This is a genomic window from Aromatoleum tolulyticum (genome assembly GCF_900156155.1).
Taxonomy (GTDB): Bacteria; Pseudomonadota; Gammaproteobacteria; order Burkholderiales; family Rhodocyclaceae; genus Aromatoleum; species Aromatoleum tolulyticum.
The window spans coordinates 72,397-85,937 of the sequence record NZ_FTMD01000002.1 but is presented as its reverse complement, the minus strand read 5'-3'; the positions used below and the strand labels follow the sequence as shown (position 1 = coordinate 85,937).

Below are 13,541 nucleotides of genomic sequence, written 5' to 3'. Positions count from 1 at the left end.
ACCTGGAGGAGGAATGGGGATGGACTTGTCCGAATGGATCGTCCGTCAGGCCGGGCTCGCGCCCGACAGGACGGCGATCCGCTTTCCGGAGCGCGACCTGACGTACGCGGCGTTCGCCGCCGAGATCGATCGGCTCGCGTCGGCGCTCCGCGTGTCGGGCGTGGAGCGCGGCGACTGCGTCGCGTTTCTCGCCTACAACCGTCCGGAAGCGCTCACGACGCTGTTCGCCTGCGCTCGTCTGGGCGCGCTTTTCATGCCACTGAACTGGCGGCTCGCGGGCCCCGAGCACCGGCAATTGCTCGCAGACTGTCCGCCGAAGGTGCTGCTCGTGGAACCGCGCTTCGTCGGGCAGATCGACGCCTTCCGGGAAGCGCTCGGTGCGGTGCCGCTCGTTGCGTTCGGCACCCCGCCGCAGGGCTGGATCGCCTTCGACGAGCTGATGGAGCGCGGCGGCGAGCCCGTGGCGCCTGACCCGCGGGTCGGCCCCGACACGCCCTTGTTGATCTGTTACACGTCCGGTACCACCGGCAAGGCGAAAGGCGCGCTCCTGACCCAGGACGCGCTCGCGTGGAACGCCGCGAACAGCGCCGATCTGCACGGGCTCACGAGTGACGACCGCGTCCTGACGACGCTGCCGCTGTTCCACGTCGGCGGGCTCAACAACCAGACGACCCCCGCCCTGTCGCGCGGCGCCACCGTCGTCCTGCACCCGCGATTCGACGTCGATGAGACCTTCGATGCGATCGAGGCGGAGCGCATCACGCTGACCGTCCTCGTACCGGCGCAGATCGAGGCAATGGTGGCACATCCCCGCTGGCCGACCGCGGATCTCTCGCGCCTGCGGATGATCACGACGGGCTCGACGATCGTGCCCGACAGGCTCTTCCGCGCGGTGCACGAACGCGGCATCCCCCTCGTGCAGATCTACGGCTCGACCGAAACCAGCCCGATCGCGGCCTATGTGAAGGCTGCCGACGCGTACGCGCACGCCGGTTCGGCGGGACGTCCGGCACGCCACTGCAGCGTTCGCGTTTCGGGCGAAGGCGGCGCGGACGCGAAGACGGGCGTCAGCGGCGAGATCCTCGTGCGCGGGCCGAACGTGATGGCGGGCTACTGGAACAACCCCCAGGCGACCTCCGAGGCGCTGCGGGACGGCTGGTTCCACACCGGCGACATGGGCCATTTCGATGCCGACGGCTGGCTGTGGGTCGACGGCCGCAAGAAGGAAATGATCATCTCCGGCGGCGAGAACATCTATCCGGCCGAGATCGAGAACCTCCTCATGGAGTCGCCCGACATCGCCGAAGTCGCCGTCGTCGGGCGCCCGGACGAGCGTTGGGGCGAATGCGTGGTTGCGGTCATCGTCACGCACGAAGGCTCGACCCTCGATGCCGGCGGCGTGCTCGGGCTCCTCGACGGCCGAATCGCCCGCTACAAGTTGCCCAAGGAAGTGTTGTTCATCGACGAACTCCCGCGCACGGCGCTGGGCAAGGTCCGCAAGGACGAAGTGCGGCGTCTGGTCGCGCGCAAAACGTTCATGGAGCACATCTGATGACATTGAAAATCGGAATCGACGTCGGCGGCACCTTCACCGATTTCGTCGTTACCCGCGACGGTGCCGAACCGGCCATCTTCAAGACCTTGTCGACGCCGTCCGACCCCTCGATCGCGGTCGTCAACGGGCTCGCCGAGATCGCCGCGAGCATGCATCCGCCGATGACGCTCGAAGCGTTCGCGCCGACGATAGCCACGATCGTGCACGGCACGACGGTGACGACCAACGCGACCCTGACGGGCACCGGCGCGAAGAGCGGCCTGCTGACGACCGAAGGGGTGCGCGACGCGCTGGAGATGCGCCGCGGCGTGCGCGAGGAGCAATACAACAACCGCTACACCAACGTGAAGCCGCTGGTGCCGCGCTACCTGCGGGCGGGCATTCCCGGGCGGGTCGACCGTGACGGCAACGAGGCCGCGGCGCTCGACCTCGACGCGGTGCGAAGCGCGATCGAACTCTTTCGCACCGAACGCGTGCAGGCGGTGTCGATCTGTTTCCTGAACTCGTTCGCCAACCCCGCACACGAGCAGGCCGCGGCCGACATGGTGCGCCGCGAGCTGCCCGGCGCCTATCTGTCGGTGTCGACGGATCTCTTGCCGTCGATCCGCTTCTACGAGCGGGTCAGCACGACGGCATTGAACTCCTACGTCGGTCCGAAGCTGAACCATTACCTGGACCAGCTCGTCGGCCGCCTGAAGGGCATCGGCTTCGACGGGCTGCTGCTGATCATGCAGTCGAACGGCGGCGTGATCTCGCCGCAGCTCGCACGCGAGAAGGCCGCGCTGACGCTGCTGTCCGGCCCTGCCGGCGGCCCTGGCGCGGGCCTGCACTACGTGCGCGTGCATGGCCAAAACAAATGCATCATCACCGACATGGGCGGCACGAGCTTCGAGGCCTCCGTCGCCGTCGATGCGCCGATGATCAAGAACGACGGCGAGATCGCGCGCCACAAGATCGCGCTGCCGATGCTCGACATCCACACCATCGGTGCCGGCGGCGGCTCGATTGGCTGGCTCGACGAAGGCGGCCTGCTGCGCATGGGCCCGGCGAGCGCCGGCGCGGACCCCGGCCCGGCCTGCTACGGCAAGGGCGGCAAGCTGCCGGCGACGACCGATGCGAACGTCGTGCTGGGCTACCTCGACCCGGAGTTCTTCGCCGGCGGCAAGATGAAGCTCGACGTCGAGGCGGCCCGCGCCGCGATCGACGAGCACATCGCCAAGCCGATGGGCCTGTCCATCGAGGAGGCCGCGGCCGGCATGTACCGCGTCGCGTGCAACAACATGGCGCAGGGCGTGCGCGAAGTGACGATCAAGCGCGGCTTCGATCCGCGCGAGTTCCCCTTCATCCCGGCGGGCGGCGCCGGCCCGATCCATTCGTGCCTGATCTGCGAGGAACTCGAGATTCCGCTGCAGGTCGTGCCGCGCGAATCCTCGGTGCTGTGTGCGTTCGGCATGCTGATGAGCGAGCTCAAGCACGATTTCGTGCGCACTTTCGTGTCGCGGCTCGACGCGGCCGACTGGACGAAGCTCGCGGGCATCATCACCGCGATGGCCGCCGACGGGGCCCGTCAGCTCGACGAGGAGCGCATCCCCGAGGGACGCCGCCGTTTCGACGTCAAGCTCGACTGTCGCTACGTGAAGCAGTACCACGAGGTCTCCTTCGTCGTGCCGCAGGCCCTGATCGCCGCCGGCGACGCACAGGGCATCGCGCGCGCCTTCCATGCCGAGCACAACCGCCTGTACGGCTACTCGCTGGAAGCGGAGAACACGCCGGTCGAGATCATCAACGTGCGCGTGCAGGCGATCGGCGTCACCGACAAGCCAGTCGCGCGCCACGAGTCCTGGGCGGGCGAGGACGCGGCGCACGCGCTCAAGGGCCGGCGCGCCGTGTATATCCCCGAGACGCGGAAATTCCGCGAAGTGCCGGTCTATGACGGCCACCGCATGCGACACGGCAACCGCATCGAGGGGCCGGCGATGATTGAGCAGGAGACGACGGCGATCTTCGTGTCGGCGTCCTTCGACTGCGTCATCGATGCGCTCGGCTCGTTCGCGCTGTACCAGAAGGGCCGCGCCGACCTCGTGGCGTCGTGCATCAAGGACATGAAGGAGGCGCTGGTATGAGCACCGCGAAAATCGATCCCATCCTGCTGTCCGTGTACGCCCGGACCTTCCGCTCGATCACCGACGAGATGAGCATCTCGATGGAGCAGACGACCCGTTCGCCCATCCTGTGCGAGGCCAAGGACTACGTGACGGGCCTCTACGACGGCGACGGCAACATGCTCGAGCAGACCGAGAACCTGCCGATCCTCGCGTTCTCTCTGGCGCCAGTGTGCAAGTACATCAAGGACTACTTCGGCGACGACCTGCATCCCGGCGACGTGATCTTCCACAACGACGTCTTCAGCCTGGGCAACCAGAACAACGACGTCGCGGTGTTCAAGCCGGTGTTCTTCGAGGGCAAGCTCGTCGCCTGGACCGCGGTCAAGGGTCACCAGGCCGACATCGGCGGCAACGTCGCCGGCGGCTACAACCCGAACGCGGTCGAGGTGTGGCAGGAGGCGTTGCGCATCCCGCCGGTGAAGGTCGTCGAGAAAGGAAAGCTGCGCAAGGACGTGTGGAACCTGATCTTCGCCAACGTGCGCCTCGACATCGTGCAGCACGACATGAAGGCCGAGATGGGGGCGTGCACCGTCGGCGAGCGGCGCTTCCTCGAGCTGATCTCGAAGTACGGCGTGGCGAGCTACGACGCACACAAGCAGGCGCTCTTCGACGCAACCCGCCGGATGATGGAAGCCGAGATCGCCAAGATCCCGAACGGCCGTTACTCCGGCGAAGGGCGCGTGTATTACGACGGGCGCCACGTCGGTTCGGAATTCACGATCCGCGTCGACATCGAGGTGCAGGACAAGTCCATCCGCTTCGACTACTCGCGCACCGATCCGCAGACCAACGGCTTCGTGAACGGCACCTTCACGTCGAGCGCGTCGGCGACGATCCTGACCCTGCTGCAGATGGTGAACCCCGACATCCCGCACAACGAGGGCATGATGCAGCCGATCGAGATCGTGATCCCGGAGGGCACGATCCTCAACGCGGCCTACCCGAAGGCGACGACCTTCGGCAATCACCTGTGCCCGCCCAATGCCGACGCGATCCAGCGCGCATTGGCGCCGGTGATGCCCGAGCGCGTTACGGCAGGCTGGAACAACCTGCTCGCGAGCCTCACCACCGGCATCGATCCGAAGACCAACGAGAAATACGTCGACATCGGCTTCATGGGCCTGAAGGGCGGCTCGGGCGCGATGCTCGGCACCGACGGCTACGACCACATCGGCATGATCGACGCTTCAGGCGGCGTGCTCGACCAGGACTACGAGATGTTCGAGCAGCAGACGCCGCACCGGCTGATCCGTCACGAGCTGCTCGCCGACTCGGCCGGCGCCGGCGAATGGCGCGGTGGGCTCGGCGTCGAGACGATCTTCGAGATCGGATCGGACGACACGCAACTCGTGACTTTCGGCGATGGCGACTTCGAGCCGGCGTTCGGACTCTTCGGCGGCGGCGACGGCGGCCTGAACTTCATCCGCTTGCACTATCCGGACGGGCAGACGGTCGTGCCGAAGAACAAGGACCTGATCACCGGCGTACCGAAGGGCACGATCTACCACCAGGTCGCGAGCGGCGGCGGCGGCTACGGCGATCCGAAGCGGCGCGACCGCAAGCTCCTCGCCGAGGAGATTCGCAACGGCGTGATCACCGAGCAGGCAGCGCGCGAGCTGTACGGGTTCGAGCCCGGGCAGGTGACCGGATGAACTTCGATCTCACCGACGAACAACGCGCGATCCGGGACACGTTCGCGCGCTTCTGCGACGAGCGCATCGCGCCGCAAGCGGCCGCGCTCGACGAGGCGCGCGCGTTCCCGCGGGCGCTGTTCCGCGAGCTCGCCGAGCTCGGCTTCTTCGGCATGCGCTATCCCGAATCGGTCGGCGGCACCGGGCTCGCGCTCACCGAGTTCTGTCTCGCGCTGACCGAGGTCGCGCGCGGCTCGATGTCGCTCGCCGGCGCGGTCGCGATGCAGTCGCTAATGGGCACGAAGTTCCTGCAGCTCCTCGGCAACGCCGACATCGTCGAGCGCCTCTTCAAGCCGGCGCTCCGCGGCGACAGGATCGGCGCAATCTGCATGACCGAGCCGAATGCCGGGTCGGATCTCGAATCGATCGCGACCACCGCGACCCGGGTCGACGGCGGCTACGTGATCAACGGCCAGAAGACCTGGATCACCTCCGCGCCGGTCGCCGACTTCTTCACGGTCTTTGCGCGCGCGGGTGAAGAAAAGAAGCTGACGATCTTCCTCATCGAGAAGGAGTTCAAGGGCCTCGTCGTCGGCCGCGAGATCCACAAGATGGGCGTGTGGGCGCTGCCCACCTCCGAAGTCGCGTTCAACGACTGCTTTGTGCCGGACAGCCACCGTCTGTCGAAGGAGGAAGGGGACGGCGAAGGCCACTTGAGGAAGACGCTCGCCGAGATCCGCATCATCACCGGCGCGATGGCGCTCGGCGTCGCGCGCGCGGCGCTCGACGAGGCGGTGCGCTACGCCGGCGAGCGCCAGCAGTTCGGCAAGCCGATCAACCGCTTTCAGGCGATCCAGCTGAAGCTCGCCGAGATGGCGACCGGGCTGGAGGCCGCCACCGCCCTCGTCCACCGCGCCGCGTGGCTATGCGACGCCAAGCGTCCGCACCACAAGGAAGCCGCGATGGCGAAGCTCTTCGCGACCGAAACCGCCGCATCGATCTGCGACCAGGCCGCGCGCGTGCTCGCGTCCTACGGCTACGCGATGGAGTACCCCGTGCAGCGCTACCTGCGCGACGTGCGCTTCACGCTGATCGGCGGCGGCACCAGCGAAATCCTCAAACTCGTCATTGCGAAGGAGGTCAGCGCATGAACGACACCGCACAACGCCGCATCCGCGTGCTGCTCGCGAAGCCCGGCCTCGACGGTCACGATCAGGGCGCGAAAGTCGTCGCCCGGGCGATGATGGACGCGGGCTTCGAGGTCATCTACACCGGCCTGCGGCAGACGCCCGAACAGGTGAGCCGCATCGCCCTCGACGAGGACGTCGACGTCATCGCGCTGTCGAGCATGGCGGGGTCGCACCTGCCCTTCTGCCGCAAGTTGAAGCCGCTGCTCGAAGCGAACGGCCTCGGCGACAAGCTGTGGATGATCGGCGGCAACCTGCCGGCGCAGGACCACGACGCGCTGCGCAGCCTCGGCTTCACGGGGATCTTCCCGACCGGTTCGAAGTTCGACGCGATCGTCGCTTACATCCGTGAGAACGTCCGGGAGAACGTCGCATGAACGACCGCGCCCAACCGACGCTGAAGCGCGTCACGAACGAATCCGGCCTCGAAGTCCAGCCGCTCTACACCGCCGCCGACGTCGCGGCGAGCGGCGGCGACGCGATGATCGGCCTGCCCGGCGAATATCCCTTCACGCGCGGCATCCACCGCGAGATGTACCGCAAGCAGCCGTGGACGATGCGCCAGTACGCGGGCTTCGGCAATCCGGCCGACACCAACCAGCGCTTCAAGTACCTGATCGCCAACGGCCAGACGGGGCTCAACGTCGCCTTCGACCTGCCGACGCAGATCGGCCTCGACTCGGACGACCCGCTCGCCCAAGGCGAGATCGGCCGCGTCGGCATGTCGGTCGACACCCTGCGCGACTTCGAGATCGCGTTCGACGGCATCGACCTCGACAAGATCACCGTGTCGATGACGATCAACGGTGCTGCGGCGATCGCTATCGCGATGTATCTCGCGATGGCCGAGAAGCGCGGCTACGACGTCAAGCAGCTGCGCGGCACGGCGCAGAACGACATCCTGAAGGAGTTCATCGGTCGCGGCACCTGGATCTTCCCGGTCGAGCCCTCGATCAAGCTCGTCGGCGACACGATCGAGTACTGCGCAGAGCACGCGCCCAAGTACAGCCCGGTTTCGGTGTGCGGCTACCACATCCGCGAATCGGGCGCGACGCCGGCGGAGGAAATGGCCTACGCCTTCTGCATCGCCCGCGCCTATGCCGATGAGGTCATCGCGCGCGGTCTCCACGTCGACGAGTTCGCCGGGCGGCTGTCGTACAACTTCAACATCTTCGGCAACCTCTTCGAGCAGGTGTGCAAGTTCCGCGCGGGGCGCAGCCTGTGGGCCAAGATCATGAAGGAGGAGTACAAGGCCGAAAAACCGGGCTCGATGTGGCTGCGCATGATCGCGGCGGGCGGCGGTGGCGGGCTCACCTTCGAGCAGCCCGAGCTCAACATCGTGCGCGGCGCCTACTACGCGCTGATCAGCGCGCTCTCGGGCACGCAGACGATGGCGCTGTGCTCGTACGACGAGGCCTACACCATCCCGACCGAGTATTCGGCGCGCATCTCGCTGCGCACCATGCAGATCCTCATCGCGGAGATGGGCCTCACCGAGACGGTCGATCCGCTCGGCGGCTCGTACTACGTCGAGACGATGACGAACCAGATGCGCGACAAGATGGAAGAGATCATCGCCGAGACCGACGCGCAGGGCGGGATCGTCAAGCTGGTGTCCGAAGGCGCGATCCAGGCGAAGGTGTCGGCGCAGGCGTACAAGATGCAGCGCGACATCGAGAGCGGCGCGTTCCCCAAGGTCGGCGTGAATTGCTACCGCAACGACCAGGAGGACGAGCACAAGGTCGAATTCCACCCCTACGACGAGGACGACGCGCGCGTGCAGATCGACTCGCTGAATCGCGTGCGCGCCGAGCGCGACGCCGACCGCGTCGCCCGCACGCTCGCGGGCGTCGGCGAGGCCGCGCGCGCGGGCGCCAACGTCATGCCGGCGATCGTCGAGGCGGTGAAGGCCTATGCGAGCGTCGGCGAGATCACGCAGGAACTGGTGAAAGTGTACGGACGGTACCAGGAACCGATCCGCTTCTGAGGGACGATCAATGACAGCCATCGAAAGATATGCCGCGCCGCAGAGCCTCGACGAGGCGCTCGGCATCCTGCAGCAGGGCGAGGTGACCATCCTCGCAGGCGGCACCGACCTGATGCCGCAGACGAAAGCCGGCCGCATCGCGTTCAAGCCGACGCTGATGAACATCGGCCGCGTCGCGGGACTGAAAGGGGTCAGCCTCGACGGCGCGTACCTGCGCATCGGGGCGCTCACCACGATCAGCGAGCTCCTCCGCGATCCGCTCGTCGTGCAGCACGCGCCGGTACTGGCCGAGGCCTGCGATCAGTTCGCGAGCGACCAGATCCGCAACGCGGGCACGCTCGGGGGCAACATCAACAACGCCTCGCCCGCGGGCGACACCCTGGTGCCGCTGATCGTGCTCGACGCCGAGGTCGAGCTCGCGTCGAAGCCCAATGGCAGCGTCACCACGCGGCGCCTGCCGCTCGCCGAGTTCTTCACCGGCCCCGGCAGGACAAAGCGCGCCGCGAACGAGCTGCTCACCGCGGTGCGCGTCCCGCTACCGCAACCGGGCCACGTCGCGCGCTTCTACAAGTTCGGCACGCGCCCCGCGCTGGACATCTCGACGATCTCGATCGGCATCGCCGGCATCAAGCGCGACGGTGCGCTCACCGACATCCGCGTCGCCTTCGGCGCAGTCGCCCCGACGCCGGTGCGCGCGCCGCGCACCGAAGCCGCGCTCGAAGGCCGTCCCCTCGATGCCGAGGCCATCGCCGCCGGCGCAGACACCGCGCGCGACGAGGTCAGCCCGATCGACGACGTCCGTGCCACCGCGTGGTACCGCAAGGAACTCATCCACAACATGACAAAAAGGATGCTCGACCATGTCGCTCAAGCATGACATCGAATTCACGCTGAATGGCGTGAGGAAGCGCGTCACCGTCGACGTCGCGATGACCGCGCTCGACATGCTGCGCGACGTCGTCGGCCTCACCGGCACGAAGTACGGCTGCGGCGAAGGCGAGTGCGGCGCGTGCACGATCCGCGTCGACGGCGAGACGCGCAATTCCTGCCTGATGTTCGCCGTCGATTTCGACGGCCGCGACATCGTGACGATTGAGGGCCTCGCCGCCGACCCGAAGGCGGACGCGCTGCGCGAAGCCTTCGTCGAGCACGGCGCGGTGCAGTGCGGCTTCTGCACGCCGGGGATGGTGATGCAGGCATCGCACATTCTCGACACGAACCCGAACGCCGACGCGGAGACGATCAAGCGCGGTATCGAAGGGAATCTCTGCCGTTGCACCGGCTACAAGAAGATCGTCGACGCGGTCGAGTCCGCGTGCTGCGGCGGTCGCTGAGGAGGACAGGATGAACGTTGCTGAAAAACCCGTCATCGCCGCCGCCTCGTTGATCGGTCAGCGCATCCAGAAGAAGGACGCGCCCGAAAAGGCCGCCGGCAAGACGCGCTACATCCAGGACATGGTCGTTCCCGGCATGCTGCACGCGAAGATCCTGCGTTCGAGCCGCGTGCACGCGAAGATCAAGAGCATCGACACGTCAGCGGCGAAGGCGCTGCCCGGCGTGCATGTCGTCCTCACTGCGGCGGACGTGCCCGACCAGCAACCGATCGGCGTCGCGCGCGACCACCTGCCGCTGAAGGGTGAACGCGTGCGCAGCCTGCGCGACGAGATCGCTGCGGTGGCCGCCGACAGCGACGAGATCGCCGAAGCCGCGCTGAAACTGATCCGCGTCGAATACGAGGACCTGCCGGTCATCGCCTCGCCCGAGGACGCGATCAAGCCGGGCGCGCCGCTGATCCACCCCACCCCGCTCGACGCCCACGGCCGCCCGCAGTCGCTGCCGCCGAAAACGCCGATCGCGTTCGCCGGCAAGCCGGACAACATCGCGATGCGCTTCGACTACACGCACGGCGACATCGCGCAGGCCGAAGCCGAATCCGACGTCGTCGTTGAGGACAGCTTCCAGCTGCACTACGTGACGCACTGCTGCATGGGCGTGTCGGGGGTCATTGCCGAGTTCGACGCCTCCGGCAACCTGCTGATGTACTCCAACACGCAGGTGCCCTTCCTGCACAAGCGCGAGTTCGCCGAATACCTGAACATCGACCCGAGCCGCGTGCGCATCATCCAGCCGCCGATCGGTGGCGGCTTCGGCTCCAAGCTCGACATCTATCCCTTCGAGGTCATCTGCATCTTCCTCGCCCGCGCCGCGAAGCGCCCGGTGAAGATGGTCTTTACGCGCGAAGAGGAATTCCTGGCCTCGCCGACGCGCCAGCCCGTGCTCTTGACGCTGCGTTCGGGCTGCAGGAAGGACGGCACGCTGACGTTCCGCCAGGTGCATACGCTGCACGACAACGGCGCCTACACGTCGTGGGGCGCGACCACGCCGTTCGTGATGATGCAGACCTTCTCGTCGCTGTACCGCGTGCCGGCCTGCGACTACCACACGACGGTGGTCTACACGAACAACCCCTACGCCGGCTCCTTCCGCGGCTACGGCAACCTGCAGGCGACCTTCGCCATCGAGCAGCACATGGACATGCTGGCCGAGAAGATCGGCATGGATCCGCTCGACTTCCGGCTGAAGAACGCGCAGGACGCGGGCGAAGTGACCGGCCAGGGGATGACGTTCAAGAGCTGCGGCTTCAAGGAATGCATCACGACGGCGGCCGAGCGCAGCGATTACCGGAAGAAGCACGCCGACAACATCGCGAACCGCAACGCGCGCGGCCCGGTAAAGCGCGGCATCGGCATCGCGTCGATGCTGCACGTCGGCGGCGGCGCGAAAATCTATCCGTCGGACGGCTGCGGCACGATCCTGAAGCTCGACGATTTTGCGAACGTCACGCTCATCACCGGCGCGTCCGAGATCGGCCAGGGCTCGGAAACGGTGCTGTCGCAGCTGGTCTGCGAGGAGCTCGGGCTGCCCATCTCGGCGGTCACCGTGGTCAATAACGACACCGCGATCACGCCGTGGGACGTCGGCGTGCATGCGAGCCGCACGACCTTCATCGCCGGCAACTCCGCGATCGGGGCGGCGCGCAAGGCGAAGGCGAAGATCCTCGCCGCGGCGGCGAAGAAGCACGACTGCGACGAGGCGGCGCTCGACCTGCGCGGCGGCTTCGTCGTCGTCGCCGAGACCGGAGAGCCCGTGGTCGAGCTGGCGCGCCTGATGCGGAACCTGCACTTCTCCGACAAGGCCGAGCTCGTCATGACGACCTTCTACTACGAGCCGCCGAGCGTCCATCAGGACAAGGCCTTCAAGGGCGACGTGTCAGCCGCCTACGCGTGGGCCGCGCAGGTCGTCGAGGTCGAGGTCGATACCGAGACCGGCATCGTGAAGATGACGAAGGTCACCGGCACGCACGACGTCGGCCGCGTTCTCAACCGCCTCGGCCTCGAAGGCCAGATCGAAGGCGGCGTCGTCATGGGCCAGGGCTACGCGCTGACCGAGAACCTGATCGTCGAGAACGGCGTCACGCGCAACCCGAACTTCCGCGACTACAAGCTGGTGACGGCGCCGGAGATCCCCGAGATGGACATCACCTTCGTCGAGTCGATGGACGGAGAAGGTCCGCAGGGCGCCAAGGGCGTTGGCGAGGCGCCGGCGATCTGCATCGCCGCGGCCGCCGCGAACGCGATCCACAACGCGACGGGGGTGCGCATCTTCGGCCTGCCCTTCACCCCGGAAGCGGTGTACCGGGCCCTCCGCGGCAAGTCCGACAAGCCTCACTGGCCCGCGTGGAAACCGGAATGAAGCCGCGCACCGTACTCTCCATGGAGCAGGCGCTGTCGATGCCCTACGCGACGCTGCGCTTCGCGCAGCTCGGCTGGCGCGTGATCCGCCTCGAATCGACGCCGTCGGGCGATGGCCTGCCCGGGGACCCCAACCGCTACATCGGCGGCAAGGTCGCCGACGACGACCGGCGCACCTACTTCATCGCGCCCAACGTCGGCAAGGAGGCGATCGCGCTCAACCTCAAGGAGCCCGACGGCCAGGCGCTGCTCAGGCGTCTGCTGGTCGAGCTCGACGTCGACGTGTTCTGCTGCAACACGGTGCCGCGCCGCTACAAACAGCTGGGCATCGACTACAGCACGCTCGCCGCGGCGAAACCGGACCTGATCTGGGCGGGCATCTCGGCGATGGGACCGGACTACCCGGATGCGCCCGGCTACGATCCGGTGATCCAGGCGATGGCCGGCTACATGGAACTCACCGGTGCCGCCGACGGGCCGCCGACGCTCGCGGGCGTGCCAATCATCGACCTCAAGGCGGGCGACGAGGTCTATGCGAACGTGATGATGGCGCTGATCGAGCGCGCCGAGAGCGGCAAGGGCACGCGCATCGACGTCTCCATGCTGCAGGCCGCCGCGTCCTGGCTCATCACGACGCTGCCGCTGCTCGATTTCGACTGCCAGCCGTCCGAGATCACCCGCTGCGGCAACGAGCACCGCAAGTTCATCCCGACGAACGTCTATCCGACCGCCGACGGATTCATCTACATGGCGATCGGCAGCGACGTGCAGTGGAGGCGCCTCTCCGAGATCCCGAAGTTCGCGTCGATCGGCAGCGCCACGCGCACGACCAACGAAGGTCGCCACCGCGAGCGTGACGCGATCCACCGCGACGTCACCGCCGTCACAAGCCGCTATCCGACTGCTGAAATTGCCGCGGATTTCCGCGATGCGACAATCCCGCACGCACCGATCCACGACATCCCGGCGGTGCGCGAGATGGAAGCCATCCGACGGCGATTGACGACCACGCGCATGCCCGGCGGCAAGCTCGTGCATATGCAGCCGATGGCGGTCGACGTTGCCGGTGCCGATGGCGGAGAGCTGCCGTTCGCGCCGCGCTACGGCCAGCACACGGATGCCGTCCTGCGCGAGACCGGATGCAGCGAGGACGAGATCGCGCTGCTGCACGCACGAGGAATCGTCGCCGGCTGAGCCCGGGCACCGCATCGTCATGCGGCGCCCCACCGGGAGGGGCGCCGCCCTCGACTCACGAACCCCGGAA

The 13,541-nt window shown here is 67.2% G+C and carries 10 protein-coding genes; all 10 read left to right on the top strand.

The annotated features are described in order from the left end of the window. Nucleotides 1-19: 19 nt before the first annotated feature. Genes BW991_RS02940 through BW991_RS02895 form a run of 10 tightly spaced genes read left to right on the top strand, consistent with a single transcriptional unit; the run spans nt 20 to nt 13,471 of the window. Entirely contained in the window at nt 20-1,552 is a 1,533-nt protein-coding gene (locus BW991_RS02940; protein ID WP_076600609.1) for an acyl-CoA synthetase, read from the top strand. Beyond that, nucleotides 1,552-3,678: a hydantoinase/oxoprolinase family protein gene (locus BW991_RS02935; protein WP_076600608.1), complete on the top strand. Its 2,127-nt coding sequence runs from the start codon at nt 1,552-1,554 to the stop codon at nt 3,676-3,678. Before BW991_RS02940 ends, BW991_RS02935 begins: the two co-directional genes overlap by 1 nt. Then, complete coding sequence (locus BW991_RS02930; protein WP_076600607.1) at nt 3,675-5,372, top strand: hydantoinase B/oxoprolinase family protein; 1,698 nt, start codon at nt 3,675-3,677, stop codon at nt 5,370-5,372. The genes BW991_RS02935 and BW991_RS02930 overlap by 4 nt, the downstream gene beginning before the upstream one ends. Next, nucleotides 5,369-6,502: a benzylmalonyl-CoA dehydrogenase gene (gene iaaF / locus BW991_RS02925; RefSeq protein ID WP_076600606.1), complete on the top strand. Its 1,134-nt coding sequence runs from the start codon at nt 5,369-5,371 to the stop codon at nt 6,500-6,502. Before BW991_RS02930 ends, iaaF begins: the two co-directional genes overlap by 4 nt. Beyond that, nucleotides 6,499-6,915, top strand: coding sequence for a cobalamin B12-binding domain-containing protein (locus BW991_RS02920; RefSeq protein WP_076600605.1), 417 nt, complete (start codon nt 6,499-6,501; stop codon nt 6,913-6,915). The genes iaaF and BW991_RS02920 overlap by 4 nt, the downstream gene beginning before the upstream one ends. Then, on the top strand, nt 6,912-8,525 hold the full coding sequence (locus BW991_RS02915) for an acyl-CoA mutase large subunit family protein (RefSeq protein WP_076600604.1): 1,614 nt from the start codon (nt 6,912-6,914) through the stop codon (nt 8,523-8,525). The genes BW991_RS02920 and BW991_RS02915 overlap by 4 nt, the downstream gene beginning before the upstream one ends. 10 nt (nt 8,526-8,535) lie before the next feature. Continuing rightward, complete coding sequence (locus tag BW991_RS02910; RefSeq protein WP_076600603.1) at nt 8,536-9,402, top strand: FAD binding domain-containing protein; 867 nt, start codon at nt 8,536-8,538, stop codon at nt 9,400-9,402. Beyond that, on the top strand, nt 9,386-9,859 hold the full coding sequence (locus tag BW991_RS02905; RefSeq protein ID WP_076600602.1) for a (2Fe-2S)-binding protein: 474 nt from the start codon (nt 9,386-9,388) through the stop codon (nt 9,857-9,859). Before BW991_RS02910 ends, BW991_RS02905 begins: the two co-directional genes overlap by 17 nt. Before the next feature lie 10 nt (nt 9,860-9,869). Further along, nucleotides 9,870-12,278 (top strand): xanthine dehydrogenase family protein molybdopterin-binding subunit, encoded by a 2,409-nt coding sequence (locus BW991_RS02900; protein WP_076600601.1) that lies wholly within the window; start codon nt 9,870-9,872, stop codon nt 12,276-12,278. Beyond that, a complete protein-coding gene (locus BW991_RS02895; RefSeq protein ID WP_076600600.1) occupies nt 12,275-13,471 on the top strand; it encodes a CaiB/BaiF CoA transferase family protein in 1,197 nt (398 codons plus the stop codon). Before BW991_RS02900 ends, BW991_RS02895 begins: the two co-directional genes overlap by 4 nt. Nucleotides 13,472-13,541 lie beyond the last annotated feature (70 nt).

Bases quoted from the DNA above. Each gene is read 5' to 3' on its own strand.
- BW991_RS02905 (WP_076600602.1), top strand. From the start codon at position 9,386: ATGTCGCTCAAGCATGACATCGAATTCACGCTGAATGGCGTGAGGAAG.
- iaaF (WP_076600606.1), top strand. From the start codon at position 5,369: ATGAACTTCGATCTCACCGACGAACAACGCGCGATCCGGGACACGTTC.
- BW991_RS02900 (WP_076600601.1), top strand. From the start codon at position 9,870: ATGAACGTTGCTGAAAAACCCGTCATCGCCGCCGCCTCGTTGATCGGT.
- BW991_RS02935 (WP_076600608.1), top strand. From the start codon at position 1,552: ATGACATTGAAAATCGGAATCGACGTCGGCGGCACCTTCACCGATTTC.
- BW991_RS02920 (WP_076600605.1), top strand. From the start codon at position 6,499: ATGAACGACACCGCACAACGCCGCATCCGCGTGCTGCTCGCGAAGCCC.
- BW991_RS02895 (WP_076600600.1), top strand. From the start codon at position 12,275: ATGAAGCCGCGCACCGTACTCTCCATGGAGCAGGCGCTGTCGATGCCC.
- BW991_RS02910 (WP_076600603.1), top strand. From the start codon at position 8,536: ATGACAGCCATCGAAAGATATGCCGCGCCGCAGAGCCTCGACGAGGCG.
- BW991_RS02940 (WP_076600609.1), top strand. From the start codon at position 20: ATGGACTTGTCCGAATGGATCGTCCGTCAGGCCGGGCTCGCGCCCGAC.
- BW991_RS02915 (WP_076600604.1), top strand. From the start codon at position 6,912: ATGAACGACCGCGCCCAACCGACGCTGAAGCGCGTCACGAACGAATCC.
- BW991_RS02930 (WP_076600607.1), top strand. From the start codon at position 3,675: ATGAGCACCGCGAAAATCGATCCCATCCTGCTGTCCGTGTACGCCCGG.